This is a genomic window from Streptococcus oralis (assembly GCF_026782345.1).
Classification (GTDB): Bacteria; Bacillota; Bacilli; order Lactobacillales; family Streptococcaceae; genus Streptococcus; species Streptococcus oralis_CK.
In genome coordinates this window covers 1,116,685-1,141,994 of sequence record NZ_JAKUWI010000001.1, presented here as the reverse complement: position 1 = coordinate 1,141,994, position 25,310 = coordinate 1,116,685, and the positions used below count along the sequence as shown (strand labels likewise).

The window sequence follows — 25,310 nt, the reverse complement described above, 5'->3', positions numbered from 1 at the left end:
CAAAAAGATTAGGCAAACGCTTGCACTAACTTTTAAAAAGCGCTATCATAGATTATAGATTATTAAAATAATGAGGTAAGAAGATGCAAGAAAAATGGTGGCACAATGCCGTAGTCTATCAAGTCTATCCAAAGAGTTTTATGGATAGTAATGGAGATGGAATTGGTGATTTGCCAGGAATTACGAGTAAGTTAGACTATCTAGCCAAGCTAGGAATCACAGCAATTTGGCTTTCTCCCGTTTATGACAGTCCTATGGATGATAATGGTTATGATATTGCTGATTATCAAGCGATTGCTGCTATTTTCGGAACCATGGAGGACATGGACCAACTGATCGCAGAAGCTAAGAAACGTGATATTCGTATCATCATGGACTTGGTGGTCAATCATACCTCGGATGAACATGCTTGGTTTGTCGAGGCCTGTGAAAATCCTGACAGCCCTGAGCGAGACTACTATATCTGGCGTGATGAGCCCAACGATTTGGATTCCATTTTTAGTGGGTCTGCTTGGGAATACGATGAAAAGTCAGGTCAATACTATCTCCACTTTTTCAGCAAGAAACAGCCCGATCTCAACTGGGAGAATGAAAAACTTCGCCAGAAAATTTACGAGATGATGAACTTCTGGATTGATAAAGGTATTGGTGGTTTCCGTATGGATGTCATTGATATGATTGGTAAGATTCCTGATGAGAAGGTAGTTAATAACGGTCCTATGCTCCATCCTTATCTCAAGGAAATGAATCAGGAGACCTTTGGAGATAAGAATCTCTTGACAGTAGGAGAGACCTGGGGAGCAACGCCAGAGATTGCCAAGCTTTACTCGGATCCAAAGGGACAAGAATTGTCTATGGTCTTCCAGTTTGAACACATCTGTCTTCAGTATCAGGAAGGGCAACCTAAGTGGCACTACCAAAAAGAGTTAAATATAGGGAAGTTAAAAGAAATCTTCAACAAATGGCAGACTGAGTTAGGAGTTGAAGATGGCTGGAATTCCCTCTTCTGGAATAACCATGACCTCCCTCGAATCGTCTCTATTTGGGGAAATGACCAAGAATACCGTGAAAAATCCGCCAAAGCCTTTGCAATCTTGCTTCATCTCATGAGAGGGACTCCTTATATCTACCAAGGTGAGGAGATTGGGATGACCAACTATCCTTTTGAAACACTGGATCAAGTAGAAGATATTGAATCCCTCAACTATGCGCGTGAAGCTCTTGAAAAAGGTGTTCCGCTCGAGGAAATCATGGACAGTATCCGTGTCATCGGACGTGATAATGCCCGTACCCCGATGCAATGGGATGAGAGTAAAAACGCTGGCTTCTCAACAGGTCAACCTTGGTTGGCAGTTAATCCAAACTACGAAGAAATCAGCGTTCAAGAAGCACTGGCAAATCCAGATTCAATTTTCTATACTTATCAAAAACTCGTTCAAATCCGCAAGGAAAACAGTTGGCTGATTCGAGCTGACTTTGAATTGCTTGATACGGTTGATAAGGTCTTTGCCTATATTCGTAAAGTTAGAGACCGACGTTTCTTAGTTGTGGCTAACTTGTCCAATGAAAAACAAGGCTTAGCAGTAGAAGGAAGAGTTAAGTCAATCTTGATTGAAAACACTACTGCTAAAGAAGCAGTTGAAAAACAAACCTTGGCTCCATGGGATGCCTTCTGTGTGGAACTAACGGATTAAAATAAGTGAACCTCAAGCCTTTGATGCTTTGTACGGACCCCCAAAAGTTAGACAATTTATTTCTCCGAAGGATTTAGTTCTGTATTGAACAGAGCTATGTCCTTTTAGTTTAACTTTGATTCGTTTGTTGTTGTAGTAATTAATGTAGTTCACAATTGCTTGTTCAAGGTCTTCTAAAGAACTAAAGTGCTTCTCATAACCGTAAAAACATCTCCGATTTCAAAATACCAAAGAGATACTCCATCATACCGTTGTCTGGGCTGTTACCCTTGCGCGACATGGATGGCTGAATTTCCTTATTCTCTAGAAACCGATGATAAGAATCATGTTGGTATTGCTAACTTTGATCGCTATGGAGAATCGTATTTGTGTAATGATCCTCACTGAAGGCCTGGTTTAACATAGCTTTCACTTGTTATAAATTTGGTGAAGTTGAAAGATTATATGCGATAAAAGTGCGAGATAATCAAAACGGATGATATACATGGTAGTGTGTGAAAGTAGGCGAAGTCAAGAAAATTGATATCATCGGAAATGTTGATACTGTAAACTCCACACGCTTCTTAGGACAGTTTCCTTTATACTCAAAAAATAAATATAAGATATAGTATTTTAAAATAATGCATTGTGATACAGGAAAAAGCTAAAAAGAAAGAATGTAGGGTTTATTTCCCTACATTCTTAAAATAACTTAGTACATAAATGATAATGCTGTTGCCGCCATCAATATTGCAAGAACTATTTTCCAAATTTTTTTATTTTTTCCAAAAATCTTATCAGGTAACAAGCTTATTACAAGAAAGGTAATAAACAACACCAATTTTGTATATATCATAAGAATTCTCCTTTCTATAAACAAATTGGAATCGAAAAACTAAAGTGATGAATTCTATTAGTTCACCTATTGAATTAGTTTTTATGTATACGCTTACATTTTACCATAAAATATTATTATTGTAAAGAAAAAGAGCTAAAAATAAATTGTAGGAAGAGGGGATTGGGGAACTCCCCAAAAATTTGAAAGTGGTAAAAAGGCGTTTGGGGTTCAGTACACTTGAGGTTCTTTTGCTGAAAATTATATAGAAAACCCTTTTAAAAATATTTGTTAGAATTTTCTAAAAAATCTGTCGAAAGTCCTTGCTTTTATGAAAAAATAGGGTATAATGGTGAAAACACTATCTTTAAGGAGATTACTCATGAAATCGAAAAAGTGGCTCTTAGGAGCAGGTGCTGTTTTGAGTGCGGCCCTACTGTTAACTGCTTGTGGGCAAAGTGAAAAGAAAGCGGATGCCCCCAAGACATTCTCTTATGTCTACGCTATGGATCCATCTTCTTTGGACTATAGTGTGACGAGCAAGAGCTCAACCTCTGACGTTATAGCAAACGTTGTTGATGGTCTTTTGGAAAATGATAAGTATGGGAACTTAATTCCATCACTTGCAGAAGACTGGTCTGTTTCAAAGGATGGTTTGACTTACACCTACAAACTTCGTAAGGGTGTAAAATGGTATACTTCTGATGGAGAAGAATACGCTGAAGTTAAGGCCAAAGATTTTGTTACTGGGCTTAAACATGCTGCTGATGGGAAGTCAGATGGCCTTTCTTTAATTCAGGATTCTATCAAGGGTTTGGCAGAGTATGTTAGTGGTGAGAGCAATGATTTCTCTACAGTAGGAGTTAAGGCTGTTGATGATTACACGGTAGAATACACGCTCAACAAACCAGAAAGTTTCTGGAACTCTAAGGTCACAACTGCAACCATGCTTCCAGTTAATGAAGAATTTTTGAATTCTAAAGGTAGCGACTATGGTGCACCAACCCCATCAGGTATCCTATATAATGGTCCTTATTTCTTGAAATCATTGACTTCAAAATCAGTCATTGAGTATGAAAAGAATCCAAACTATTGGGACAAGGACAATGTTAAGATTGACAACATCAAACTAACCTTCTATGATGGTTCCGACCAAGAATCTTTGATTCGTAGCTTTACACAAGGAGCTTATACAACAGCCCGTCTCTTCCCAACAAGCTCAAACTTTGAGTCAACTAAACAAGAGTACGGTGATAAGATTGTTTACAGTCCACAAGAAGCGACTAGCTACTACCTCACTGTTAATGTAAACCGCCAATCTTACAATAAAACAGCCAAAACAGACGAAGCTCAAAAAACATCAACGAAAGAAGCTCTTCTCAACAAGAACTTCCGTCAGGCGCTGAACTTTGCCCTTGACCGTCATTCTTATACTGCTCAGTTGAATGGTGAAGAAGGTGCGAACAAGATTATCCGTAACAGCCTAGTGCCACATGACTACGTTCAAGTTGGTGAAAAAACCTTTGGAGAGTTGGCGCAGGCAGAGCTTGTTTCATATGGAGACCAGTGGAAAGATGTAGCCCTTACAGATGGAAAGGATACGATTTACAGTCCTGAAAAAGCTAAGGCTGCCTTTGCTAAAGCCAAGGAAGAATTGCAGGGCAAGGGAGTTACCTTCCCAATCCATTTGGATATCCCGGTTGAACAAACAGATGTAATCGCAGTTCAACAAACCAACTCACTCAAGCAGTCAATCGAATCATCGCTTGGTACTGAAAATGTCATTGTCGATGTCCTTCAAATGACAGATAATGAAAAAATGAGCATTACGTCTCAAGCCAAGGTGCCATCTCAAAAAGACTATGACTTGAACGGAACTGGTTGGGGACCAGACTATCAAGACCCAGCTACCTACCTCAACATCCTTGATGCCAAGAAGGGATCGGCCCTTAAACACTTGGGAATCACTCGCGGAAAAGATCCAGAAGTGATGGCTCAAGTTGGACTGGACGAATACAAGAAACTTTTGGATGATGCTGCAGCTGAAACCAGCGACCTCAATAAGCGTTATGAAAAATACGCTAAAGCTCAAGCTTGGGTGTCTGATAGCTCACTCTTGATTCCAGTTGCTTCTTCAGGTGGTTCTCCAACTGTTAGCCGTACTGTACCATTCACAAAAGCATACTCTCAAGTCGGAATCAAGGGCGACCCATTTGTGTTCAAAGGTTTGGAGTTGCAAAATGATGTTGTGACTGCAAAAGAATACGAAGAAGCCTTCAAGAAATGGCAACAAGAAAAAATCGAGACAAATGCCAAATACCAAAAAGAGCTAGAAAAACACGTTAAATAATCTATAAGAAAGGAAGGTGCATATTGCTTGCGCTTCCTTTCTTTTTATTTGACTAGGTTCATCATTCATCTATAAAAGAGTCGGAAACTTTACAATTTAGAATAAATTTGATAAAATATGGCTATGTTATAAAAAGTGACATAAAGGAGTAGAGGATGAACATGAAAAAAAGACTCATCGGAACTGGACTTGTCCTAGCTACAGGAATTTTACTGACAGCTTGTGGACAGTCAAATACTGATACAAGCACTTTCTCATCAACATTTAGTGCAAATCCGACGACGTTTAACTATCTTTTAGACTATTATGCAGATAACACTTCAGTAATTACCAATCTTGTGGATGGTTTGTTAGAAAATGATAGTTATGGGAATCTAACGCCAGCTCTAGCTGAAGATTGGTCAGTTTCGGCGGATGGTTTAACCTATACCTATAAACTCAGAAAAGACGCCAAGTGGTACACTGCTGATGGAGAAGAGTACGCTCCAGTCAAAGCCCAAGACTTTGTCACTGGGATTAAGTATGCTGCGGACAACAAGGGTCAAGCCATGGATCTCATCCAAAACTCTATCAAGGGATTGAATGACTATGTGACGGGTGCGACCAATGACTTCACAACAGTTGGTGTGAAAGCCTTGGATGACTATACGGTTGAGTACACTTTGACTCGACCAGAGCCATACTGGAACTCAAAGACCACCAATAGTATCCTTTTCCCGGTTAACGAAGAGTTTTTGAAATCAAAGGATAAAGAATTTGGAACCTTGACGCCAAACAGCATCCTTTACAATGGACCTTACTTGTTAAAAGATTTTACATCAAAATCTTCAATCGAGTATGTGAAGAATCCACACTATTATGACCATGATAAAGTAACCATTGAAAAAGTTAAATTGGCTTACTTTGATGGCTCTGATCAGGAGATGACCATTCGTAACTTTGAAAGTGGTGCCTATACGCTTGCGGGAGTCTATCCAAATAGCTCGAGCTATGCCAAGACAAAAGAAAAATACCAAGACAATATCGTTTATAGCTTACAAGACAAGACTTCTTGGTACTTCAACTTTAACGTTAATCGAAAAGCCTATAACCATACTGCTAAAACATCAGACCAGCAAAAGAAATCAACACAAACAGCGATTTTAAATAAAAATTTCCGTCAGGCCTTGAACTTTGCCATCGATCGGACAGCCTACTCTGCTCAATCTAACGGGCAAGAAGCAGCGAGTAAGACCCTTCGTAATACCCTTGTTCCCCCGACATTTGTGCAGGTGAGAGATAAGAGTTTTGGAGAAGTGGTTTCTTCTAAACTTGTTCAGTATGGAACAGAATGGTCTGAAATCAACTTGGCGGATGCCCAAGACGGTTATTTCAACAAGGAAAAGGCCCAAGCAAAATTTGCAGAAGCTAAAAAGGAATTGGAAGCCCAAGGCGTGACTTTCCCAATCCATTTGGATATTCCTGTTGATCAGACGAATAAAAATGCGGTTTCTGGTATGAACTCGGTTAAACAAACCCTTGAAACAGTACTAGGTTCTGACAATATCGTCATTGATGTTCAACAGCTTTCTACAGATGACTTTGGAAATGTTGCCTTCCTAGCGCCAAATCCAGCAGCTCGTGACTACGACTTAAACTTTGATGGTTGGGTTGGTGATTACCAGGATCCATCAACTTATCTAGATCCCTTCAATGCTGAAACCGGCTTCTATCTCAAGATTTTTGGCCTTGATGCCAAGGAAGACCAAGAGCTCATCAAGAGTCTGGGGCTCGATACCTATACACAACTCCTAAAAGAAGCAGATGCCGAGAACAAAGATGTCGCTAAGCGTTATGAAAAATACGCTGAAGCTCAAGCTTGGATGATTGACAATTCTCTAATCATGTCTGCTATGTCAAATGGTGGGACAGCCTCTGTAACCAAAGTAACTCCCTTTACACGTGCCTACTCCCTAGTGGGTATCAAGGGTGACGGAAATAATTATAAGTACATGAGACTGCAAAAAGACCCTGTTACCAAGAAACAATTTGACGAAGCCAAGGCTAAGTGGGAAGCAGAAAGTAAAAAGGCTATCGAAAAGAGCCAAAAAGAGTTTGAAAATCATATCAAATAAAAACAGAAATGGGGCCCCATAATAAGGGGCCTTGTTTTTGTTTTATCAAGGATTCCGTTAATAGAAGTCATAAATTCAAAATATAGCTAAGAAAAAATGAATGAAAACGCTGATATTAGCAGGAATGGATGGAATTTCTTTCATGATTGTGATATAATAATTATAATTATTAACGTGTATAGGGGATTACCATGAGTAGACGTTCAAAGAGAAATCGTTCAGGAAATGTGAAGCGAAGTATTAACATAGCCTTATTAGCCATTTATTTATTATTGAGTGGCTCTTTGTTGTTCTTAATTTTTAGACATAATATCCTAGCCTTTAGGCATCTCAATATCTTAGCTACTGTTCTAGTTTTACTATCTGCTATCGTAGCTCTACTTTTGATAGTATATAAGAAAGCTGAAAAGTTCACGATTTTCTTTTTGGTACTTGCGGTGTTGACTAGTTCGGTTTCGCTATTTGCTCTGCACCAATTTGTGGGCTTGACTAATCACATCAATGCGACATCAAACTACTCAGAGTATTCGATGAGTGTTGTGGTTTTAAAAGATAGTGAAATTAACAACGTTACCCAGTTGGATAGTGTGACAGGTCCGACTGAAACGGATAATGACAATATCCAAAAATTGATAGCGGATATTAAGACGACTCAGAGCAAAGACTTGGCGGTTGAACAAAGTGCATCTTACCTAGCAGCCTATAAGAGCTTGATTTCAGGTGATGCGAAAGCGATTGTCTTGAACAGCGTCTTTGAAAATATCATTGAAGCAGAGTATCCAGATTATGCTTCGAAGATTAAGAAAATCTATACGAAAAAACTAACCAAGGATGTTGCGGCACCAAAGGTATCTAAGAATCAATCCTTTAATATTTATATCAGTGGTATTGATACCTACGGACCTATCAGTTCCGTTTCACGTTCAGATGTCAACATCTTGATGACTGTAAATCGAGATACTAAGAAAATCCTTCTCACTACAACACCTCGAGATTCCTATGTTCCGATTGCGGACGGAGGAAATAATCAAAAGGATAAATTGACTCACGCAGGGATTTATGGAGTGGACTCATCGATTCATACCTTGGAAAACCTATATGGAGTTGATATTAACTACTATGTTCGTTTGAATTTTACCTCTTTCTTGAAATTGATTGACCTTCTAGGTGGTGTGGATGTTTATAATGACCAAGATTTCACTTCTTTGCATGGGCAGTACCATTTTCCTGTTGGGAATGTCCATCTAGACTCTGAAAAAGCCCTTGGTTTTGTCCGCGAACGCTACTCTCTAGCGGATGGAGACCGCGACCGCGGTCGGAACCAGCAAAAAGTCATTGTTGCCATCATTCAGAAGTTAACATCAACGGATGCTTTAAAGAATTATGACAATATTATTCAAGGATTGCAAGATTCTCTTCAAACCAATATGCCTTTGGAAACCATGATGGACTTGGTTAATACCCAGTTGGATAGTGGTGGTCAGTATAAGGTCAATTCCCAAGACTTAAAAGGAACTGGTAGAACGGATCTTCCATCCTACGCTATGCCAGATAGCAACCTCTATATGATGGAAATTGATGAAAGCAGCTTGGCCGCAGTCAAGGCAGCTATCAAAGATGTGATGGAGGGCAAGTAGCATGATAGACATCCATTCACACATTGTTTTTGATGTGGATGATGGTCCAAAGTCGATAGAGGAGAGTAAAAACCTTTTAAGAGAAGCCTATAGTCAAGGGGTTAGGACCATTGTTTCCACGTCTCATCGTCGGAAAGGGATGTTTGAGACACCAGAAGAGAAGATAGCAACTAACTTTTTGAAAGTTCGCGAAATGGCCAAGGAGGTGGCAGATGATCTTGTCATCGCCTATGGCGCAGAAATATACTATACGCCAGATGTTGTCGAAAAATTGGAAAAGAAATTGATTCCAACCCTCAATGATAGTCACTATGCTTTGATTGAGTTTAGCATGAATACACCCTATCGAGATATACATAAAGGACTGAGCGATATTCTCATGTTGGGGATCACACCAGTTATTGCCCATATTGAGCGCTATGATGCTCTAGAAAATAATGAAAAGCGAGTTCAGGAACTGATTGATATGGGGTGCTATACCCAGGTCAATAGTTCTCATGTTTTGAAACCAAAACTCTTTGGAGAAACCTACAAATTCATGAAAAAGAGAGCTCAGTATTTCTTGGAACGTGATCTAGTTCACGTCATCGCTAGTGATATGCATAACTTGGATCGCAGACCACCTCATATGGAAGAAGCCTATGATATCATTGCTAAAAAGTATGGTGAAGATAAGGCGAAGGAACTCTTCAAAGATAACCCACGAAAAATAATAATGGATCAATTGATTTAGGAGAAACAATGAAAGAACAAAATATGATGGAAATTGATGTATTTCAATTACTTAAAATCCTTTGGAAACGGAAAGTTCTAATTGCACTGGTAGCAATCGTAACTGGGGTAGTAGCCTTTGCCTACAGTAGCTTTATCGTAAAACCTGAATATACTAGTACGACACGTATCTATGTAGTTAATCGTAATCAGGGAGATAAGCCTGGATTGACAAACCAAGATTTGCAAGCAGGATCTTACTTGGTTAAAGACTATCGCGAAATTATTCTATCACAAGACGTTTTGGAGAAGGTCGCAACGGATTTGAAACTGGATCTTCCTTCAAAAGGTTTGGCTAGTAAAATCAAGGTGACCGTACCGGCTGATACACGTATCGTATCGATCTCTGTTACAGATCGTGCGCCTGAAGAAGCAAGTCGCATCGCCAACTCATTGAGAGAGGTTGCAGCTCAAAAGATTATAAGTGTTACACGGGTTTCGGATGTGACGACACTTGAAGAGGCTCGCCCAGCAACCTCACCATCTTCACCAAACATTCGTCGTAATACCATGATTGGATTTCTCGCTGGAGCGGTTGTGATGATTGTCGCGGTTCTCCTTATTGAACTCCTAGATACACGTGTTAAACGACCAGAAGACGTTGAAGATGTTATGCAAATTGCATTATTGGGAGTTGTTCCAAATTTGGATAAATTAAAATAGGAGAGAAAAATGCCAACGTTAGAAATTGCACAAAAAAAATTAGATTTGGCAAGAAAAGCAGAGGAGTATTACAATGCGCTTCGTACCAATATACAATTGAGTGGAAATAACTTAAAAGTTATTTCAATTACATCAGTAAAACCAGGGGAAGGAAAGTCAACTACTTCTACCAATATTGCTTGGGCCTTTGCGCGTGCTGGATATAAGACGCTTTTAATTGATGCCGATATTCGTAATTCTGTCATGTCAGGTGTTTTTAAATCACGTGAAAAGATTACAGGTCTAACAGAATTCTTATCTGGGACAACAGATTTATCACAAGGGTTATGTGATACGAATGTTGAAAACTTGTTTGTCATTCAAGCTGGTTCCGTTTCTCCCAATCCAACAGCTTTGTTGCAAAGTGAGAATTTTAAGACTATGCTTGATACTTTGCAAAAGTACTTCGATTACATCATTGTGGACACCGCTCCTATCGGGGTTGTGATCGATGCGGCTATCATCACTCAGAAATGTGATGCTTCGATTTTGGTGACTGCAGCTGGTGAAACAAATCGACGTGATATCCAAAAAGCCAAAGAACAATTGGAACAAACAAGTAAACCATTCTTAGGGATTGTGTTAAATAAATTGAATACCTCGGTTGAAAAATATGGATCATATGGAGCTTATGGCTCTTACGGGAAAAAATAAGAGATAGCTTGGGGAAGATATTATGGAAGAAAAAGGATTGAAGATTACTTTGGCGGCAATCCAGAGTCTTCTTGTCATTATATTAGCTTATTTACTTAGTTTTGTTAGAGAAACAGAGATTGTGAACACCTCTGTTATCATCTTGTTCATTCTGCATTTTGTTGTTTTTAACATCAGTGATTATGAGCGTGATTTTTTTAAAAGGGGTTATTTGGCTGAGTTTATCAGCACTACAAAATATATCGTTTTCTTTGCTTTAGCCATCAGTATTTCAAACTTCTTTTTAGAAGATCGTTTTAGTATCTCTAGACGAGGCATGATTTATTTTTTGACAATACATTCTATTTTGTTGTATTTGTTGAATCTGTGTATTAAACGCTATAGGAGACGTATATTTCCAAATTTCAAGGGGAGTAAAAAGATATTCTTGATAACAGCTACTTCCAGAGTTGAGAAAGTTGTAGATAGACTGATAGAGTCGGGAGATATTTTTTGGGAATTGGTGGCGGTCAGTGTTTTGGATCAGCCCAATTTTCAGCATGCATCCGTAACCGTTGTACCTGCAGAGAACATCTTAGACTTTGCTACCCATGAAGTTGTTGATGAAGTTTTTATCAATTTACCAAGTGAAAAGTACGACATCGGGGAGTTCATCTCTCTTTTTGAAACAATGGGAATTGACGTGACAGTCAACCTGAATGCTTTCAATAACTATCTAGGTAGCGATAAAAAGATTCGCGGAATGGCAGGCTTGAATGTCATTACGTTTTCTACAAAATTTTATAAGACAAGCCATGTCATTGCTAAACGTTTCATTGATATCATAGGTTCGATTATCGGACTACTTATTTGTGGATTGGTGAGTATTGTTTTGGTTCCGGTGATTCGAAAAGATGGCGGACCCGCTATTTTTTCTCAAACTCGTATCGGAAAAAATGGTCGACATTTCACTTTTTATAAATTTAGATCTATGTGCGTGGATGCTGAGAAAAAGAAACAAGAGCTCCTTGCACAAAATACCATGCAAGGTGGTATGTTTAAAGTCGATGATGATCCTCGTATAACAAAGATAGGGAGATTTATCCGTAAGACCAGTCTAGATGAGCTCCCTCAGTTTTGGAATGTTTTAATGGGAGATATGAGTTTGGTTGGAACACGTCCCCCAACAGTTGATGAGTATGAAAAATATACTCCTGAACAGAAACGTCGTCTTAGTTTTAAGCCAGGAATTACTGGCCTATGGCAGGTGAGTGGACGTAGTAAAATCACGGACTTTGATGATGTTGTCAAGCTGGACGTTGCCTACATTGATGATTGGACCATCTGGAAAGATATTGAAATATTGTTAAAGACCGTCAAAGTGGTATTTATGAGAGAAGGGGCGAAGTAAGAAATGAAAAAAGTCATAACATATGGAACATTTGATTTGTTGCACTATGGTCATATTAATCTTCTTAAAAGGGCTAAATCGTTAGGCGATTATTTAATTGTTGTGATTTCAACTGATGAATTCAACTGGAATGAAAAACAAAAAAAATGTTATTTTACATATGAACAAAGAAAAACACTCGTAGAGGCTGTTAGGTATGTTGATTTAGTAATACCCGAAGAATCCTGGGAACAAAAAGTTACAGATGTCCATGAATATCACATAGATACCTTTGTTATGGGAGATGATTGGAAGGGGAAATTTGATTTTTTAGAGAAGGAAGGAGTTGAAGTGGTCTATTTACCACGGACTCCTGAAATCAGTACAACTGAAATCAAGAATTCATTGGCAACTAGAGAATATTAAAAACGGAGTTTGAGATAACTATATGACAGATGAATTAGAACAGTTACATAACTTAGAACTTTTGTTAGCTTCAGAAGTGTTAAAAATATGTGAAAAATATAATTTAAAAATCGTGATGCTAGCAGGAACTTTTCTAGGAGCTATACGCCATAATGGATTCATCCCGTGGGACGATGATATGGATTTTGGCATGCCAAGAGAGGATTTTGAAAGATTTAAAGAATTATGTGTTTCGGATTTGGATAGGGAAAAATATTTTCTACAGACAGATCAAACAGATTTGAATTATCCATTTAATTTTGTGAAACTACGTCTCAATAATACACATGTTTCTGAGGAATTTTCTTTAGATGCAAATGTTCATGATGGAATTTATATTGATATTTTTCCGATTGATGATATCTGTCCTAAGCCTTTTAGACGATTCATTCAACTTAAAGGATTTTGGTTATTCCGAAATCTATTATGGATAAAATGTGGATATGGGGACAACGATAGAAAAAAACGATTAGTGTATAAGCTAGCTAAGCTTGTCACACATGTGTTCTCAATACCCTTTTTGAAAAAGATGAAGGAAAAGTGTATATTACTAGGACAGAGTACCAATGCTGATAATGTAGTGGTTAGTGATGGTAGTTATGGAATAAAGAAAGAAACTTTTCCAAAAGTGTGGTTAGACGAAGTTGAAAGTTATTCCTTTGAGGATATAAAATTATGGGGAATGAAGAATTATAGAGCATACTTAAAACATATGTATGGTGACTATATGCAGCTTCCACCTGAGAACCAACGAAATCATCACAAACGAATTAAAATTGATTTTGGCCCATACGTAGAAAAATAGGAGAATTCATAACTTTGGCTAAAAAAGAGATAAAACTTTGTCTAGTGGGATCTAGCGGTGGACATTTAAATCATCTCTATCTATTGAAACCATTTTGGCAGGATAAAGATAGACTATGGGTTACTTTTGATAAAGAAGATGCTCGAAGTATTTTATCAAATGAAAAATGTCATTATTGCTATTATCCGACTAATCGTAATATAAAAAATCTAATAAAAAATACATTTCTTGCTTTAAGAATATTATATAAAGAAAGGCCAGATGTTATCATTTCATCCGGGGCAGCGGTTGCAATACCGTTCTTTTATTTAGGTAAAATCTTTGGTGCTAAAACTGTTTATATAGAAGTATTTGATCGTGTAGACGCTCCGACAATGACTGGCAAAATAGTATACCCTGTTACAGATAGATTCATTGTCCAATGGGAAGAAATGAAAAAAATCTATCCCAAGGCAATCAATTTGGGAGGAATTTTCTAATGATTTTTGTAACTGTCGGTACGCATGAGCAACAATTTAATAGACTAATAAAAGAGATTGATGAATTGAAAGAAGAGGGCGTCATTACGTCGGATGTATTTATCCAAGTTGGTTTTTCAGACTATCAACCTCGATTTTGCAGATGGGAACGTTTTCTTTCATATGATGAGATGAATAACCTAATGGAAAAAGCGGATATAGTTATTACTCATGGTGGTCCTGCTACATTTATGAATGTTATTGCTAAGGGGAAAAGACCAGTAGTTGTTCCGAGAAGAAAAAAATTTGGAGAACATGTGAATGACCATCAGTTAGATTTTTGTAATAGGATTGTTCAGGAGGGATATGATTTAGTAGTCATAGAGGATATTAAAAAAATCCAAGAATACCTGAATCCATCTAGTAGTATTGCCGTTAAATCTAATAATGAATGCTTTGTACAACATTTTTCAAATTTGATTGCAGAATTAGTTGAGTAAAAATGACGAAGAGCATAGAAGGAGACACTTGATGAAAATTTTGCATATTCCAACAGGAGGTTTGTTTTCTGATGGGATTGGAACATTTATATATTCATACCTCGAATACATGGACTTGAGTGAAATTGAAGTGACGATTCTAGCTACTAATAAACCGTTGTTAGAAGATAAATTAAAATTTCAAGTATTAGGTGTTCAGATTGTAGAAATTGAAAGAAAGAAATCCTCAATACTGGCATATATGAGAGAATTCCTTGAACTCTTAAAAGTAGGAAAATACGATGTTGTACATGTCCACGGGAGTAGTGCTCTTATGTCAATTGAATTGTTTATAGCAAAAATTATGGGAGTTCCTGTAAGAATAGCGCATAGTCATAATACAACGTGTAATCATATTCTACTAGACAGAATGTTACGTCCTTTTTTTTACACTTTATATACTCAATCTTGGGCGTGTGGTGAAAAGGCAGGAGAATGGCTTTTTAAGGATAAACGATTTAAAGTTATACATAATGCCAGGGATGTAGAAAAATATAGTTTTAATCCTCATCTTCGCCGAGTATTTCGGACAACACATTCATTAAAAGAAAATACACTTGCATTAGGACATGTAGGCAGATTCAATATTCAAAAAAATCATACATTTCTTCTGGATTTAATGGATGAAATGAAATGTAAGCAGAAGGATGTAAAATTGTTTTTGGTCGGTGAAGGAGAAAAAGTAGAGGATGTTAAGAGATGTGTAAAAGAACGAAAATTGGAAAATTCAATTGTTTTTTTGAATCGGTATTCGGATATGCAATCGTTTATCTCTGCTATGGATATAATGCTATTACCGAGTTTATACGAGGGGTTGCCTTTAGTTGCTATTGAGTGGCAAATTAATGGAATTCAATCTATTCTTTCAACGACAATTTCTGATGAGTGCATCTTCACAAATAGTATCCAACAATTACCAATTGACAACGTAAGTACTTGGATAAAAGCTATTGAAGATTTTTCATATATAAACAGATTGGAAAAATCTAGAGAAAATATTGACCTAGCTCAAAAATCAAACTATGATATCAGAATTGAGGCTAAAAAATTAGAGAATGAGTATAAAAAGTTGATTGGGGAGTAAGAATACAATGAATATATCAATTGTATTATCAACATTTAATGGTGATGAATATATTGTTGAACAGTTAGATACTCTAAGAAATCAAACCCGCCTTGCTGAGGAAGTCTTGATTAGTGATGATGCATCTACAGATGATACTGTTCAAATAATTGAAGATTATATTGCTAAATATAAGTTGGATAATTGGTCTATAAAAAAAAATAAAGAAAATCAAGGATGGAAGAATAATTTTGCCATGTTATTAGAGGAGGCGAAAGGAGATATCGTTTTTCTTTGTGATCAAGATGATATTTGGCATTTAGATAAAATTCAAAAAATGTCTAAGATTATGGAGAATAATGATAAGATTTTGTTGTTAGCCTCTAATTACACACCTTTTTATGTTGGTGATGGTGTCAAGATTAAATTGGATAAAAGTGATTTGGATAATAGTGAGGCAGTGTATCAACCAAATTTTTTAGATAACTTCTTTCATATTAGAAGGCCAGGGTGTGTTTATGCGGTGAACAAAAAGATTATTCCATATTTTTTAGAAATCCGAAGTAACGAAGATGCACATGATGCCTTGTTATGGAGGCTAGCTTCGCTTCTTAATGGGTTATACATTTACTCCTACTCTACTATCGATTTTAGAAGACACGATAGCAACGCGACTGGTAGCAGAGAAAGAAGTTTCCTAAGGAGAAAAGAGCAGGTTATTTATTATGATGATTTGCTTCAGAGATTAGATAAATTTAGTAAACAACATGATTTATCACTTTCAAATGAACAAATTAGTGTTTTGAACGACTACATTCTATGGGGAAAAAATCGAAGAGAATTATTTATGAAAAAGAATGTATTTATATTTTTTAAATTATTTAAATATCATAAGTTGTATTGGTCGTTCAGGTCATATATTACTGATTTTATAGTGTTATATATGAAGGAGTAATTCTAGTAATGTTAAAGAGTATTAGTGAAAGAAAAGGGGGGATTCAAAGTGAGTCCATCAAGAGTTAAAACTGATGTAAAATTGAATGAGTTTCTTTTTGGATTAGCTTTTTATCCTTGGCTAATAGCATGGCTGTTTACTTCGACCTTTTATAAAGATTTTATACATCCCTATGGAATAATAAAAATTTGGGAGTATGTGGGGTTGTTTTTTCTGTTACTTAAATTTATGTTAGGTAAATCTAAGATAAAATCGATAATCATTACTCCAATTATACTTCTTATAGGTTTTATTGTAAGTTATGATAATGGTAACGCCTCCTTTGTAGCATATACTTTGACTCTTATATATTCTTCAAGGGATATTAATTTTCGTAATTTGGTAAGGAATACAATGTTTTGCCAGATTGGAGTTGTAGGAACTGTTGTAGTAAGCTCTTTACTTGGTATTATTCCAAACGAGCTAACCTTAACATATTCAGGAGGTGTGATCCGCTCACGGTATGGGCTAGGTTTTAATTACACATCATTTACTCCGAATTATTTCCTGAGTATATTGCTGGAATATGTGTATTTAAAAGGTGAAAAATATTGGACAATAAAAGAGCTTTTTATTTGTGTACTATTAAATATAGTTATTTATAAATACACAGATACCCGTCTTACTTTTATTATGGTATTTATCCTTCTTTTGATATCGTTTTCGAGAAGATTTATATCAATCAATATGAATTTTAAATTTCTGAAATATTTACTTACTCTTATTTATCCAATTATGGCGTATATGACTTATTGGCTGACAGCAAAATTTGATAGTAGAAATAGTTTATTATCTTTAATAAATAACTTATTGAGTCAAAGGTTGAGATTTGGTCAAGAAGGTTTAAGGAGGTACCCTCTAAGATTATTTGGAACTCATGTTCAATGGGATACTTCGGCAAATTCTTATTTTTATGTAGATTCGTCGTACATCAATATACTTATAAGCTATGGAACAATAATTTTTTTCCTTATGTTAATAAGCTATTCAATTATAATGAGAAAAGTTATAATTAATCAAAATAAAACTTTATTGATTGTGTTAATTTTTTGGTCAGTAAGAGCTTGTATTGACCCACAATTATTTTTATTGTGGTTTAATCCATTTTTGTTTTTAATTGCGAGAACGTTTTTAGATGAAAGAGAGGGAATTGGAGATGATATCACTTATATGCGTATCGAATAATTACGATAAGTTAAATACAATTCTTAAATCATCTTTATCTAGACAAAAAGATGTTAAATATGAACTTATTATAGTGGATTCCAATAAATATGGATTTAATTCTGCTGCTGAGGCTTTGAATTTTGGAGGCAAACAAGCAAAAGGTGATTATCTATTTTTTGTTCATCAAGATATTAGTTTTCAAGATGACTTTGAGTTAGCAAAACTAGAATCTTATTGTAGAAATTTCATATTTGGAGTAGCAGGAGTAGCAGGGGTAAAGAATATTGAGGGAAAGGTCGTCAGTTTTTCAAATATTTTTCATGGGGACCCGAAAACAAAAGCGGCTAGTAAATCTATAAGTACCCCTGTTGAAGTTGATGCAATTGATGAGTGTTTGATTATTATTCCGAAAAAAGTTTTTAGTACGAATCAATTTAGTATAATCGGTCCTACCTGGCATTTATATGGAACAGACTATGCATTACAGATGAAGTTAATCAATTCGCCAGTATTAGTTTTTCCAAGTGAGTTATGGCATGTGTCAGATGGGAAATCTTTAAACCTTAATTATTTTGATGCGATACAATGGTTATTGAAAAAATACTCTAAAAATTATTCAGTAATATACACTTTTTTTGGAGTTTGGCCCAGTAATCCTGTTCTATTAAAATTTAAATGTCTTTATAGGAAATTAAGGTTTTATATTAAGGGAGTGTAATGGAAGTGAAGCTATACGTCGCAACACATAAATCTTATAATCAAGTTCAAGACCAGGACCTATATATCCCTATATTGGTGGGCGCGAATAAGAATATTGGAGAAAAGAATTATTTAAGAGATAATCAGGGAGATGATAATATTTCTGATAGAAACTTTACATTTTGTGAATTAACAGGATTGTATTGGATTTGGAAAAATTCTAAAGATGATATTGTTGGTTTATGCCATTATAGACGTTATTTTGGGAAAAACAAGCGTTTTTTTAAACAGAATTCTATTTTAACAAAGAATGATATTCTAAAACAATTAAATGATTATGATGTAATATTACCATCAAAGGGTATGAACGAGTATAACGGGTATACCGCTGAAGAGTTTTTTAACAAGAATCACGATCATGAAGTTTGGGAAATGTGTAGACAGATTATTTCAGAAAACAATAAAGATTACCTTGATGCTTTTAATTGGTTTTCTAAAGAAAAAACAGGATACTGTTATAATATGTTTATAATGTCTAGAGAAATGATGGATGAATATTGCAGTTGGTTATTTCCGATTCTTTTTGAATTAGATAAGAAGATTGATTACTCAAGATATGATAGTTACAATACTCGTATGATTGGTTTTGTTGCCGAACGTTTAATTAATGTATGGGTACATAAGAAACAACTAACTGTAAAAGAGTTTCCAGTTTTTTCAACAGAAGAACCAGGACTCTTACAAAGAATTCAGAAGAAATTATTTAATAAGTAGTAGTTTATTTATAAAAGTAGATTGTTAATAAATCTTTCAAGGTGCTATTCTCTCTTTTCTAATTAAGTTTTATTGCACTGTCTTTATAAATACTCCTAGAAAGACTAAGTTAATTAAAGATGAAGATTTTAAAGAATTATGTTTATAATTTGTCATATCAGATACTAGTAGTTGTTCTCCCAATAATAACTACACCCTATATTACTAGAATCTTTAGTTCTCAAGAGTTAGGTGATTATGGATATTATAGTTCTATAGTAACTTACTTTATATTGCTCGCTACTTTAGGTGTCGCCAACTATGGGACCAAGGTGATTTCTGGACATCGTAATGAGATTAATAAAAACTTTTGGGGTATCTACTTTTTACAATTAGGTGCTACAATCCTTTCAATCTCCTTATATTGTATTTTTTGCGTTAACCTTCCTTCAATGCAAAACCCAGTAGCCTATATTTTGGGATTGAGTTTAGTTTCTAAAGGTTTAGATATTTCCTGGCTTTTTCAAGGGTTAGAGGATTTTCGTAAAATTACTGTTCGAAATATTACGGTAAAACTCGTTGGGGTAATCTCGATTTTCCTGTTTGTCAAATCTACTAACGACCTTTACCTTTATGTGTTCTTATTAACAATATTTGAGCTATTGGGACAATTAAGTATGTGGTTGCCGGCCCGAGAGTTTATTGGGAAGCCCCATGTTGATTTAAAATACGCTAGGTACCATTTGAAACCAATTATTTTATTATTTCTTCCTCAGATAGCAATCTCTTTATACGTTACTTTAGATCGTACGATGCTTGGAGTTTTAGCCTCTACAAAAGATGTAGGAATCTATGATCAGGCACTTAAATTGGTGAATATTTTATTAACCTTGGTAACGTCATTGGGGAGCGTCATGTTGCCTCGAGTTGCTAATTTATTAGCAACAAACAATCATGAAGAAGTCAATAAGATGCATGAGATTTCATTTCTAGTTTATAATTTGATTATTTTTCCGATTATGACAGGTATGTTGATTGTTAATGACGATTTTGTTCAATTTTTCCTTGGTCAAGATTTTCAAGATGCACGTTTCGCGATAGCAATCATGATCTTTAGGATGTTCTTTATCGGCTGGACCAATATTATGGGAATTCAGATTTTAATTCCACATAATAAAAATAAAGAATTTATGATTTCAACAACGGTTCCCGCAATTACCAGTGTGGGATTAAATTTGTTGTTTCTTCCCAAACTTGGTTATATGGGGGCTGCAATTGTCTCGGTCTTGACTGAAGCCTTTGTTTGGGCAATTCAACTGTTCTTTACTCGCAAATATATAAAAGATGTTCCGATTATCGGATCGATGATGAAGATTATTCTAGCATCAGCTATTATGTATGGCCTCCTGCTAGTTTCAAAAACAGTTATACATTTTTCGCCAATCGTAAATGTTTTAGCATTTGCCGTGATTGGTGGAATCATTTATCTTTTTGCGATTCTATCTCTAAAAGTGGTAGATGTGAAAGGATTAAAACAAATAATTAGGAAAAATTAGAATGCGCAAATATCGAAATATTAACTTAGATCTACTAAAAGTACTTGCATGTGTTGGGGTTGTTCTACTCCATACAGCGATGGGGGGATTTAAAGAGACAGGTTCATGGAATTTTTCGACATATTTATACTATTTAGGAACCTATTCTATTCCTTTATTTTTTATGGTTAATGGTTATTTATTGTTAGGAAAGAGAGAGATTACCTATTCCTATATACTGCAGAAAGTAAAGTGGATTCTGATAACAGTATCGTCATGGTCCGTAATCATTTGGCTTTTTAAACGTGACTTTACAGTTAATCCAATTAAAAAAATTGTGGGTTCTTTGATACAAAAGGGGTATTTCTTCCAGTTTTGGTTTTTTGGTGCGCTTATACTTATTTATATATGTTTGCCTATTTTGAAAAAATTCCTTAATTCAAAAAGAAGTTATTTATACACTCTATCTGTATTGCTGGTTATTGGTTTGATTTTTGAGTTAACAAATATTGTACTTCAAATGCCAATACAAACATATGTTATACAAACCTTTAGGTTATGGACTTGGTTTTTCTATTATCTTTTAGGTGGCTTTATAGCTCAATTTGACAAAGATATTATCAAAAATAGGTTTAAGAGATGGATGAAAATAATCGTAGTACTTTTGTTCCTGGTTTCGCCTTTAATATTATTTTTCTTAGCAAGAACCACCTACCATAATTTTTTTGCTGAATATTTTTATGATCTTCTATTTGTCAAAGTTGTAAGTTTAGGAATTTTTCTAACTATATTCTCACTTGCATTGAATCAAGATAACAACAAATGGATTGTTTTTCTTTCTAATCAAACCATGGGAGTTTTTATAATACACACTTACATTATGAAGTTGTGGGAAAAACTATTTGGTTTTAGTTTTGTAGGAGCATATTTACTTTTTGTTATATTTACTTTAAGTGTTAGTTTTATTATTGTTGGAATGTTAATGAAAATCCCTTATTTCAATCGAATTGTTAAATTATAAAAAGGAGAACAAAATGTACGACTATCTAATCGTTGGTGCTGGTTTGTCAGGAGTAATTTTTGCTTATGAAGCGACCAAGCGTGGGAAAAAAGTAAAAGTGATTGATAAGCGTAATCATATTGGTGGTAATATCTACTGTGAGGACGTTGAAGGTATTAACGTTCACAAGTACGGTGCCCACATTTTCCATACTTCAAACAAAAAAGTCTGGGATTATGTAAATCAATTTGCTGAATTTAACAACTATATCAACTCGCCTATAGCCAATTACAAGGGCAGTCTTTACAATCTTCCTTTTAACATGAATACTTTCTATGCTATGTGGGGAACCAAGACTCCTCAAGAAGTGAAAGATAAGATAGCTGAACAAACGGCTCATATGAAAGATGTTGAGCCTAAAAACTTGGAAGAACAAGCTATTAAGTTGATTGGTCCGGATATCTATGAAAAGTTGATTAAGGGATATACTGAAAAACAATGGGGACGTTCTGCAACAGACCTCCCACCATTTATCATTAAACGCTTGCCAGTTCGTTTAACCTTTGATAATAATTATTTTAATGACCGTTATCAAGGGATTCCAATTGGGGGTTACAACGTTATCATCGAAAATATGCTGAAGGATTTAGAAGTAGAACTTGGCGTTGACTTTTTTGCCAATCGTCAAGAATTAGAGACTTCTGCTGAAAAAGTTGTCTTTACAGGGATGATTGACCAATACTTTGATTATAAGCATGGTGAGTTAGAATACCGTAGTCTTCGTTTTGAGCATGAAGTTCTAGATGAAGAAAACTATCAAGGAAATGCAGTTGTTAACTATACAGAGCGTGAAATTCCTTATACTCGCATCATTGAACACAAGCACTTCGAATACGGAGCGCAACCAAAGACAGTTATTACGCGTGAATATCCTGCTGACTGGAAGCGAGGTGATGAGCCTTATTATCCAATCAATGATGAGAGAAACAATGCTATCTTTGCTAAATATCAAGAAGAAGCGGCACAGAATGATAAGGTGATTTTCTGTGGACGTTTGGCAGATTATAAATACTACGATATGCATGTGGTAATCGAGCGTGCTCTGAATGTGGTAGAGGAAGAGTTTAGTAATTGAAACATAACGAAGAAAGGTTATTCTATTATGAAAGGTATTATTCTTGCGGGTGGCTCAGGTACCCGACTGTACCCTCTTACACGAGCTGCGTCAAAACAGCTGATGCCGGTTTATGATAAACCTATGATTTACTATCCTTTGTCAACCTTGATGTTGGCTGGGATTAAGGACATTTTGATCATCTCAACACCACAGGATTTACCCCGCTTTAAGGATCTGCTCTTGGATGGTTCCGAATTTGGGATTAAACTTTCTTATGCGGAACAGCCAAGTCCAGATGGACTTGCTCAGGCTTTTCTTATTGGTGAAGAATTTATCGGTGACGATAGTGTTGCTTTGATCTTGGGAGATAATATCTATCATGGACCTGGCTTGAGCAGAATGCTTCAAAAGGCAGCCAAGAAAGAGAAAGGTGCGACTGTTTTTGGTTATCAAGTGAAGGACCCAGAGCGTTTTGGTGTGGTCGAGTTTGATACAGACATGAATGCTATTTCCATAGAAGAAAAACCGGAGCATCCTCGCTCTAACTATGCAGTGACAGGTCTTTATTTCTATGATAATGATGTTGTAGAGATTGCCAAACATATCCAACCAAGCGCTCGTGGCGAGTTGGAAATCACAGATGTTAACAATGCTTATTTGAAACGTGGGGATTTGTCTGTTGAGCTTATGGGACGTGGTTTTGCCTGGTTGGATACAGGGACGCATGAGAGTCTATTAGAGGCTTCCCAATATATCGAAACGGTTCAACGGATGCAAAATGTTCAGGTTGCTAATCTGGAAGAAATTGCCTACCGAATGGGTTATATCAGCCGTGAAGATGTGCTGAAGTTGGCGCAACCACTTAAAAAGAATGAATACGGGCAATACTTGCTTCGTTTGATTGGAGAAATCTAGATGACAGATAATTTTTTCGGCAAAACACTTGCAGTGCACAAGATTGATGCCATTCCAGGTTTGTTAGAGTTTGATATTCCGGTTCATGGTGACAATCGTGGCTGGTTTAAGGAAAATTTTCAGAAAGAAAAGATGCTACCGCTTGGTTTTCCTGAAAGCTTCTTTGCTGAAGGGAAACTGCAAAACAACGTCAGCTTTTCTCGCAAAAATGTTCTCCGAGGCCTCCATGCTGAACCTTGGGACAAGTATATCTCAGTAGCAGATGGTGGCAAGGTTCTGGGTTCTTGGGTTGACCTACGTGAAGGTGAGACTTTTGGAAATGTTTATCAGACCGAGATTGATGCAAGTAAGGGAATCTTTGTCCCTCGTGGCGTAGCCAATGGTTTCCAAGTACTCTCGGATACAGTTTCTTATAGCTATCTGGTCAATGACTACTGGGCACTTGAACTCAAGCCTAAATATGCTTTTGTCAACTATGCAGACCCAGCTTTGGGAATCCAGTGGGAAAATCTAGCAGAAGCAGAAGTTTCGGAAGCAGATAAACATCATCCACTGCTAAAGGATGTCAAACCACTAAGAAAAGAAGATTTGTAAAAAAGTTAAGGAATAAAAATGACTGAATACAAAAATATCATCGTGACAGGTGGAGCTGGTTTTATCGGTTCTAACTTTGTCCACTATGTTTATAATAACTTTCCAGATGTTCATGTTACAGTGCTGGACAAACTGACTTATGCAGGTAATCGTGCTAATATTGAAGAAATTTTAGGCGACCGCGTTGAGTTGGTTGTTGGAGATATTGCTGATGCAGTCTTGGTAGACAAGCTGGCAGCTGAAGCGGATGCGATCGTTCACTATGCGGCAGAAAGTCATAATGACAACTCGCTCAATGACCCGAGCCCCTTTATCTACACTAACTTCATCGGGACCTACACTCTATTGGAAGCAGCTCGTAAATATGATCTTCGTTTCCACCATGTGTCGACTGACGAAGTCTATGGGGATCTGCCTCTGCGTGAAGATTTGCCAGGTCATGGAGAAGGTCCAGGTGAGAAGTTTACAGCTGAAACCAAGTACAATCCAAGCTCGCCTTACTCATCAACAAAGGCAGCTTCAGACTTGATTGTCAAAGCATGGGTGCGCTCTTTTGGTGTGAAAGCGACGATTTCTAACTGTTCAAACAACTATGGTCCTTACCAGCATATTGAGAAGTTCATTCCGCGCCAAATCACCAATATCTTGAGTGGAATCAAGCCAAAACTCTATGGTGAAGGTAAGAATGTCCGTGACTGGATCCATACCAATGACCATTCTTCAGGTGTTTGGACAATTTTGACAAAGGGTCAAATTGGCGAAACTTACTTGATTGGTGCGGATGGCGAGAAGAACAATAAAGAAGTGCTGGAACTCATTCTCAAGGAAATGGGACAGCCAGCTGACGCTTATGATCATGTGACCGACCGTGCTGGCCACGACTTGCGTTATGCTATTGATGCCAGCAAACTTCGTGATGAACTAGGCTGGAAGCCAGAGTTTACCAATTTTGAAGTAGGTCTCAAAGAGACCATCAAATGGTACACAGACAACCAAGAATGGTGGAAATCTGAAAAAGAAGCCGTCGAGGCTAACTATGCCAAGACGCAAAAAGTAATTAACTAATCAGATACTAAAAAGCAAGAGACTTTGAGTTCTCTT

The 25,310-nt window shown here is 36.4% G+C and carries 24 protein-coding genes and 1 pseudogene; 23 read left to right on the top strand and 2 right to left on the bottom strand.

The annotated features are described in order from the left end of the window. Positions 1–83: 83 nt before the first annotated feature. A complete protein-coding gene (locus tag MK405_RS05585) occupies positions 84–1,694 on the top strand; it encodes a glycoside hydrolase family 13 protein (RefSeq protein WP_268704525.1) in 1,611 nt (536 codons plus the stop codon). Between the two features lie 12 nt (positions 1,695–1,706). On the opposite strand, the pseudogene MK405_RS05580 reads toward MK405_RS05585, so the two are convergent. Together MK405_RS05580 and MK405_RS05575 are read right to left on the bottom strand one after the other, a co-directional pair. After that, positions 1,707–2,145: pseudogene (locus MK405_RS05580) on the bottom strand (IS3 family transposase); the annotation flags it as partial. A 240-nt stretch (positions 2,146–2,385) separates the two neighbouring features. After that, a complete protein-coding gene (locus MK405_RS05575) occupies positions 2,386–2,529 on the bottom strand; it encodes a hypothetical protein (RefSeq protein ID WP_000640659.1) in 144 nt (47 codons plus the stop codon). Between the two features lie 361 nt (positions 2,530–2,890). Between MK405_RS05575 and MK405_RS05570 the strand changes: the two genes are divergently transcribed. From MK405_RS05570 to rfbB, 22 genes are all read left to right on the top strand, one after another. Then, positions 2,891–4,858 carry a peptide ABC transporter substrate-binding protein gene (locus MK405_RS05570; RefSeq protein WP_268704524.1) on the top strand — a complete coding sequence of 656 codons (1,968 nt, stop codon included), beginning with the start codon at positions 2,891–2,893 and terminating at the stop codon, positions 4,856–4,858. A 155-nt stretch (positions 4,859–5,013) separates the two neighbouring features. After that, on the top strand, positions 5,014–6,972 hold the full coding sequence (locus MK405_RS05565) for a peptide ABC transporter substrate-binding protein (RefSeq protein ID WP_268704523.1): 1,959 nt from the start codon (positions 5,014–5,016) through the stop codon (positions 6,970–6,972). A 191-nt stretch (positions 6,973–7,163) separates the two neighbouring features. Beyond that, a complete protein-coding gene (gene cpsA / locus MK405_RS05560; protein WP_268704522.1) occupies positions 7,164–8,609 on the top strand; it encodes an LCP family glycopolymer transferase CpsA in 1,446 nt (481 codons plus the stop codon). A 1-nt stretch (position 8,610) separates the two neighbouring features. Further along, a complete protein-coding gene (gene cps4B / locus MK405_RS05555; RefSeq protein ID WP_000565336.1) occupies positions 8,611–9,342 on the top strand; it encodes a capsular polysaccharide biosynthesis protein Cps4B in 732 nt (243 codons plus the stop codon). An 8-nt stretch (positions 9,343–9,350) separates the two neighbouring features. Continuing rightward, entirely contained in the window at positions 9,351–10,043 is a 693-nt protein-coding gene (gene cpsC, locus MK405_RS05550) for a capsular polysaccharide biosynthesis protein CpsC (RefSeq protein ID WP_000664132.1), read from the top strand. Between the two features lie 9 nt (positions 10,044–10,052). Continuing rightward, entirely contained in the window at positions 10,053–10,736 is a 684-nt protein-coding gene (locus tag MK405_RS05545; protein ID WP_268704521.1) for a tyrosine-protein kinase, read from the top strand. Positions 10,737–10,758: 22 nt separating this feature from the next. Next, entirely contained in the window at positions 10,759–12,126 is a 1,368-nt protein-coding gene (locus MK405_RS05540) for a sugar transferase (RefSeq protein ID WP_268704520.1), read from the top strand. Between the two features lie 3 nt (positions 12,127–12,129). After that, positions 12,130–12,531, top strand: a complete 402-nt coding sequence (gene tagD, locus MK405_RS05535) for a glycerol-3-phosphate cytidylyltransferase (RefSeq protein ID WP_000756020.1) — start codon at positions 12,130–12,132, stop codon at positions 12,529–12,531. Positions 12,532–12,553: 22 nt separating this feature from the next. Further along, the gene (locus MK405_RS05530) at positions 12,554–13,375 is read left to right on the top strand and encodes a LicD family protein (RefSeq protein ID WP_033583830.1); all 822 of its coding nucleotides are present in this window, start codon (positions 12,554–12,556) and stop codon (positions 13,373–13,375) included. Positions 13,376–13,404: 29 nt separating this feature from the next. Further along, on the top strand, positions 13,405–13,854 hold the full coding sequence (gene pssD / locus MK405_RS05525; RefSeq protein ID WP_025172328.1) for a PssD/Cps14F family polysaccharide biosynthesis glycosyltransferase: 450 nt from the start codon (positions 13,405–13,407) through the stop codon (positions 13,852–13,854). Then, complete coding sequence (locus tag MK405_RS05520) at positions 13,854–14,333, top strand: glycosyltransferase (RefSeq protein ID WP_033583828.1); 480 nt, start codon at positions 13,854–13,856, stop codon at positions 14,331–14,333. Before pssD ends, MK405_RS05520 begins: the two co-directional genes overlap by 1 nt. A 31-nt stretch (positions 14,334–14,364) precedes the next feature. After that, complete coding sequence (locus MK405_RS05515) at positions 14,365–15,456, top strand: glycosyltransferase family 1 protein (protein ID WP_033583826.1); 1,092 nt, start codon at positions 14,365–14,367, stop codon at positions 15,454–15,456. A gap of 7 nt (positions 15,457–15,463) precedes the next feature. Continuing rightward, a complete protein-coding gene (locus MK405_RS05510; RefSeq protein WP_049479869.1) occupies positions 15,464–16,390 on the top strand; it encodes a glycosyltransferase in 927 nt (308 codons plus the stop codon). A 24-nt stretch (positions 16,391–16,414) separates the two neighbouring features. Next, positions 16,415–17,614, top strand: coding sequence for a hypothetical protein (locus tag MK405_RS05505; RefSeq protein ID WP_033583824.1), 1,200 nt, complete (start codon positions 16,415–16,417; stop codon positions 17,612–17,614). Further along, on the top strand, positions 17,586–18,314 hold the full coding sequence (locus tag MK405_RS05500; RefSeq protein ID WP_033583823.1) for a glycosyltransferase family 2 protein: 729 nt from the start codon (positions 17,586–17,588) through the stop codon (positions 18,312–18,314). Before MK405_RS05505 ends, MK405_RS05500 begins: the two co-directional genes overlap by 29 nt. Beyond that, entirely contained in the window at positions 18,314–19,069 is a 756-nt protein-coding gene (locus MK405_RS05495) for a DUF4422 domain-containing protein (protein ID WP_033583821.1), read from the top strand. The genes MK405_RS05500 and MK405_RS05495 overlap by 1 nt, the downstream gene beginning before the upstream one ends. 119 nt (positions 19,070–19,188) lie before the next feature. Beyond that, positions 19,189–20,604: a flippase gene (locus MK405_RS05490; protein WP_033583819.1), complete on the top strand. Its 1,416-nt coding sequence runs from the start codon at positions 19,189–19,191 to the stop codon at positions 20,602–20,604. Between the two features lies 1 nt (position 20,605). Further along, a complete protein-coding gene (locus MK405_RS05485) occupies positions 20,606–21,604 on the top strand; it encodes an acyltransferase (protein WP_033583817.1) in 999 nt (332 codons plus the stop codon). A 13-nt stretch (positions 21,605–21,617) separates the two neighbouring features. Beyond that, complete coding sequence (gene glf, locus MK405_RS05480; protein WP_033583815.1) at positions 21,618–22,718, top strand: UDP-galactopyranose mutase; 1,101 nt, start codon at positions 21,618–21,620, stop codon at positions 22,716–22,718. 27 nt (positions 22,719–22,745) lie between these two features. After that, positions 22,746–23,615 carry a glucose-1-phosphate thymidylyltransferase RfbA gene (gene rfbA, locus MK405_RS05475; protein WP_033583813.1) on the top strand — a complete coding sequence of 290 codons (870 nt, stop codon included), beginning with the start codon at positions 22,746–22,748 and terminating at the stop codon, positions 23,613–23,615. Next, complete coding sequence (locus MK405_RS05470) at positions 23,616–24,209, top strand: dTDP-4-dehydrorhamnose 3,5-epimerase family protein (protein ID WP_000131469.1); 594 nt, start codon at positions 23,616–23,618, stop codon at positions 24,207–24,209. It begins immediately after the preceding gene. Positions 24,210–24,227: 18 nt separating this feature from the next. After that, entirely contained in the window at positions 24,228–25,274 is a 1,047-nt protein-coding gene (rfbB, locus tag MK405_RS05465) for a dTDP-glucose 4,6-dehydratase (RefSeq protein ID WP_084872512.1), read from the top strand. Positions 25,275–25,310 lie beyond the last annotated feature (36 nt).

What these genes read in the sequence shown, in the direction of transcription:
- cpsC (WP_000664132.1), top strand. Translation starts at nt 9,351, where the DNA reads ATGAAAGAACAAAATATGATGGAAATTGATGTATTTCAATTACTTAAA.
- rfbA (WP_033583813.1), top strand. Translation starts at nt 22,746, where the DNA reads ATGAAAGGTATTATTCTTGCGGGTGGCTCAGGTACCCGACTGTACCCT.
- MK405_RS05485 (WP_033583817.1), top strand. Translation starts at nt 20,606, where the DNA reads ATGCGCAAATATCGAAATATTAACTTAGATCTACTAAAAGTACTTGCA.
- glf (WP_033583815.1), top strand. Translation starts at nt 21,618, where the DNA reads ATGTACGACTATCTAATCGTTGGTGCTGGTTTGTCAGGAGTAATTTTT.
- MK405_RS05495 (WP_033583821.1), top strand. Translation starts at nt 18,314, where the DNA reads ATGGAAGTGAAGCTATACGTCGCAACACATAAATCTTATAATCAAGTT.
- MK405_RS05545 (WP_268704521.1), top strand. Translation starts at nt 10,053, where the DNA reads ATGCCAACGTTAGAAATTGCACAAAAAAAATTAGATTTGGCAAGAAAA.
- MK405_RS05500 (WP_033583823.1), top strand. Translation starts at nt 17,586, where the DNA reads ATGATATCACTTATATGCGTATCGAATAATTACGATAAGTTAAATACA.
- MK405_RS05570 (WP_268704524.1), top strand. Translation starts at nt 2,891, where the DNA reads ATGAAATCGAAAAAGTGGCTCTTAGGAGCAGGTGCTGTTTTGAGTGCG.
- MK405_RS05530 (WP_033583830.1), top strand. Translation starts at nt 12,554, where the DNA reads ATGACAGATGAATTAGAACAGTTACATAACTTAGAACTTTTGTTAGCT.
- MK405_RS05585 (WP_268704525.1), top strand. Translation starts at nt 84, where the DNA reads ATGCAAGAAAAATGGTGGCACAATGCCGTAGTCTATCAAGTCTATCCA.
- tagD (WP_000756020.1), top strand. Translation starts at nt 12,130, where the DNA reads ATGAAAAAAGTCATAACATATGGAACATTTGATTTGTTGCACTATGGT.
- MK405_RS05515 (WP_033583826.1), top strand. Translation starts at nt 14,365, where the DNA reads ATGAAAATTTTGCATATTCCAACAGGAGGTTTGTTTTCTGATGGGATT.
- MK405_RS05470 (WP_000131469.1), top strand. Translation starts at nt 23,616, where the DNA reads ATGACAGATAATTTTTTCGGCAAAACACTTGCAGTGCACAAGATTGAT.
- MK405_RS05565 (WP_268704523.1), top strand. Translation starts at nt 5,014, where the DNA reads ATGAACATGAAAAAAAGACTCATCGGAACTGGACTTGTCCTAGCTACA.
- MK405_RS05520 (WP_033583828.1), top strand. Translation starts at nt 13,854, where the DNA reads ATGATTTTTGTAACTGTCGGTACGCATGAGCAACAATTTAATAGACTA.
- cpsA (WP_268704522.1), top strand. Translation starts at nt 7,164, where the DNA reads ATGAGTAGACGTTCAAAGAGAAATCGTTCAGGAAATGTGAAGCGAAGT.
- MK405_RS05575 (WP_000640659.1), bottom strand. Translation starts at nt 2,529, where the DNA reads ATGATATATACAAAATTGGTGTTGTTTATTACCTTTCTTGTAATAAGC.
- MK405_RS05540 (WP_268704520.1), top strand. Translation starts at nt 10,759, where the DNA reads ATGGAAGAAAAAGGATTGAAGATTACTTTGGCGGCAATCCAGAGTCTT.
- cps4B (WP_000565336.1), top strand. Translation starts at nt 8,611, where the DNA reads ATGATAGACATCCATTCACACATTGTTTTTGATGTGGATGATGGTCCA.
- rfbB (WP_084872512.1), top strand. Translation starts at nt 24,228, where the DNA reads ATGACTGAATACAAAAATATCATCGTGACAGGTGGAGCTGGTTTTATC.
- MK405_RS05490 (WP_033583819.1), top strand. Translation starts at nt 19,189, where the DNA reads ATGAAGATTTTAAAGAATTATGTTTATAATTTGTCATATCAGATACTA.
- MK405_RS05510 (WP_049479869.1), top strand. Translation starts at nt 15,464, where the DNA reads ATGAATATATCAATTGTATTATCAACATTTAATGGTGATGAATATATT.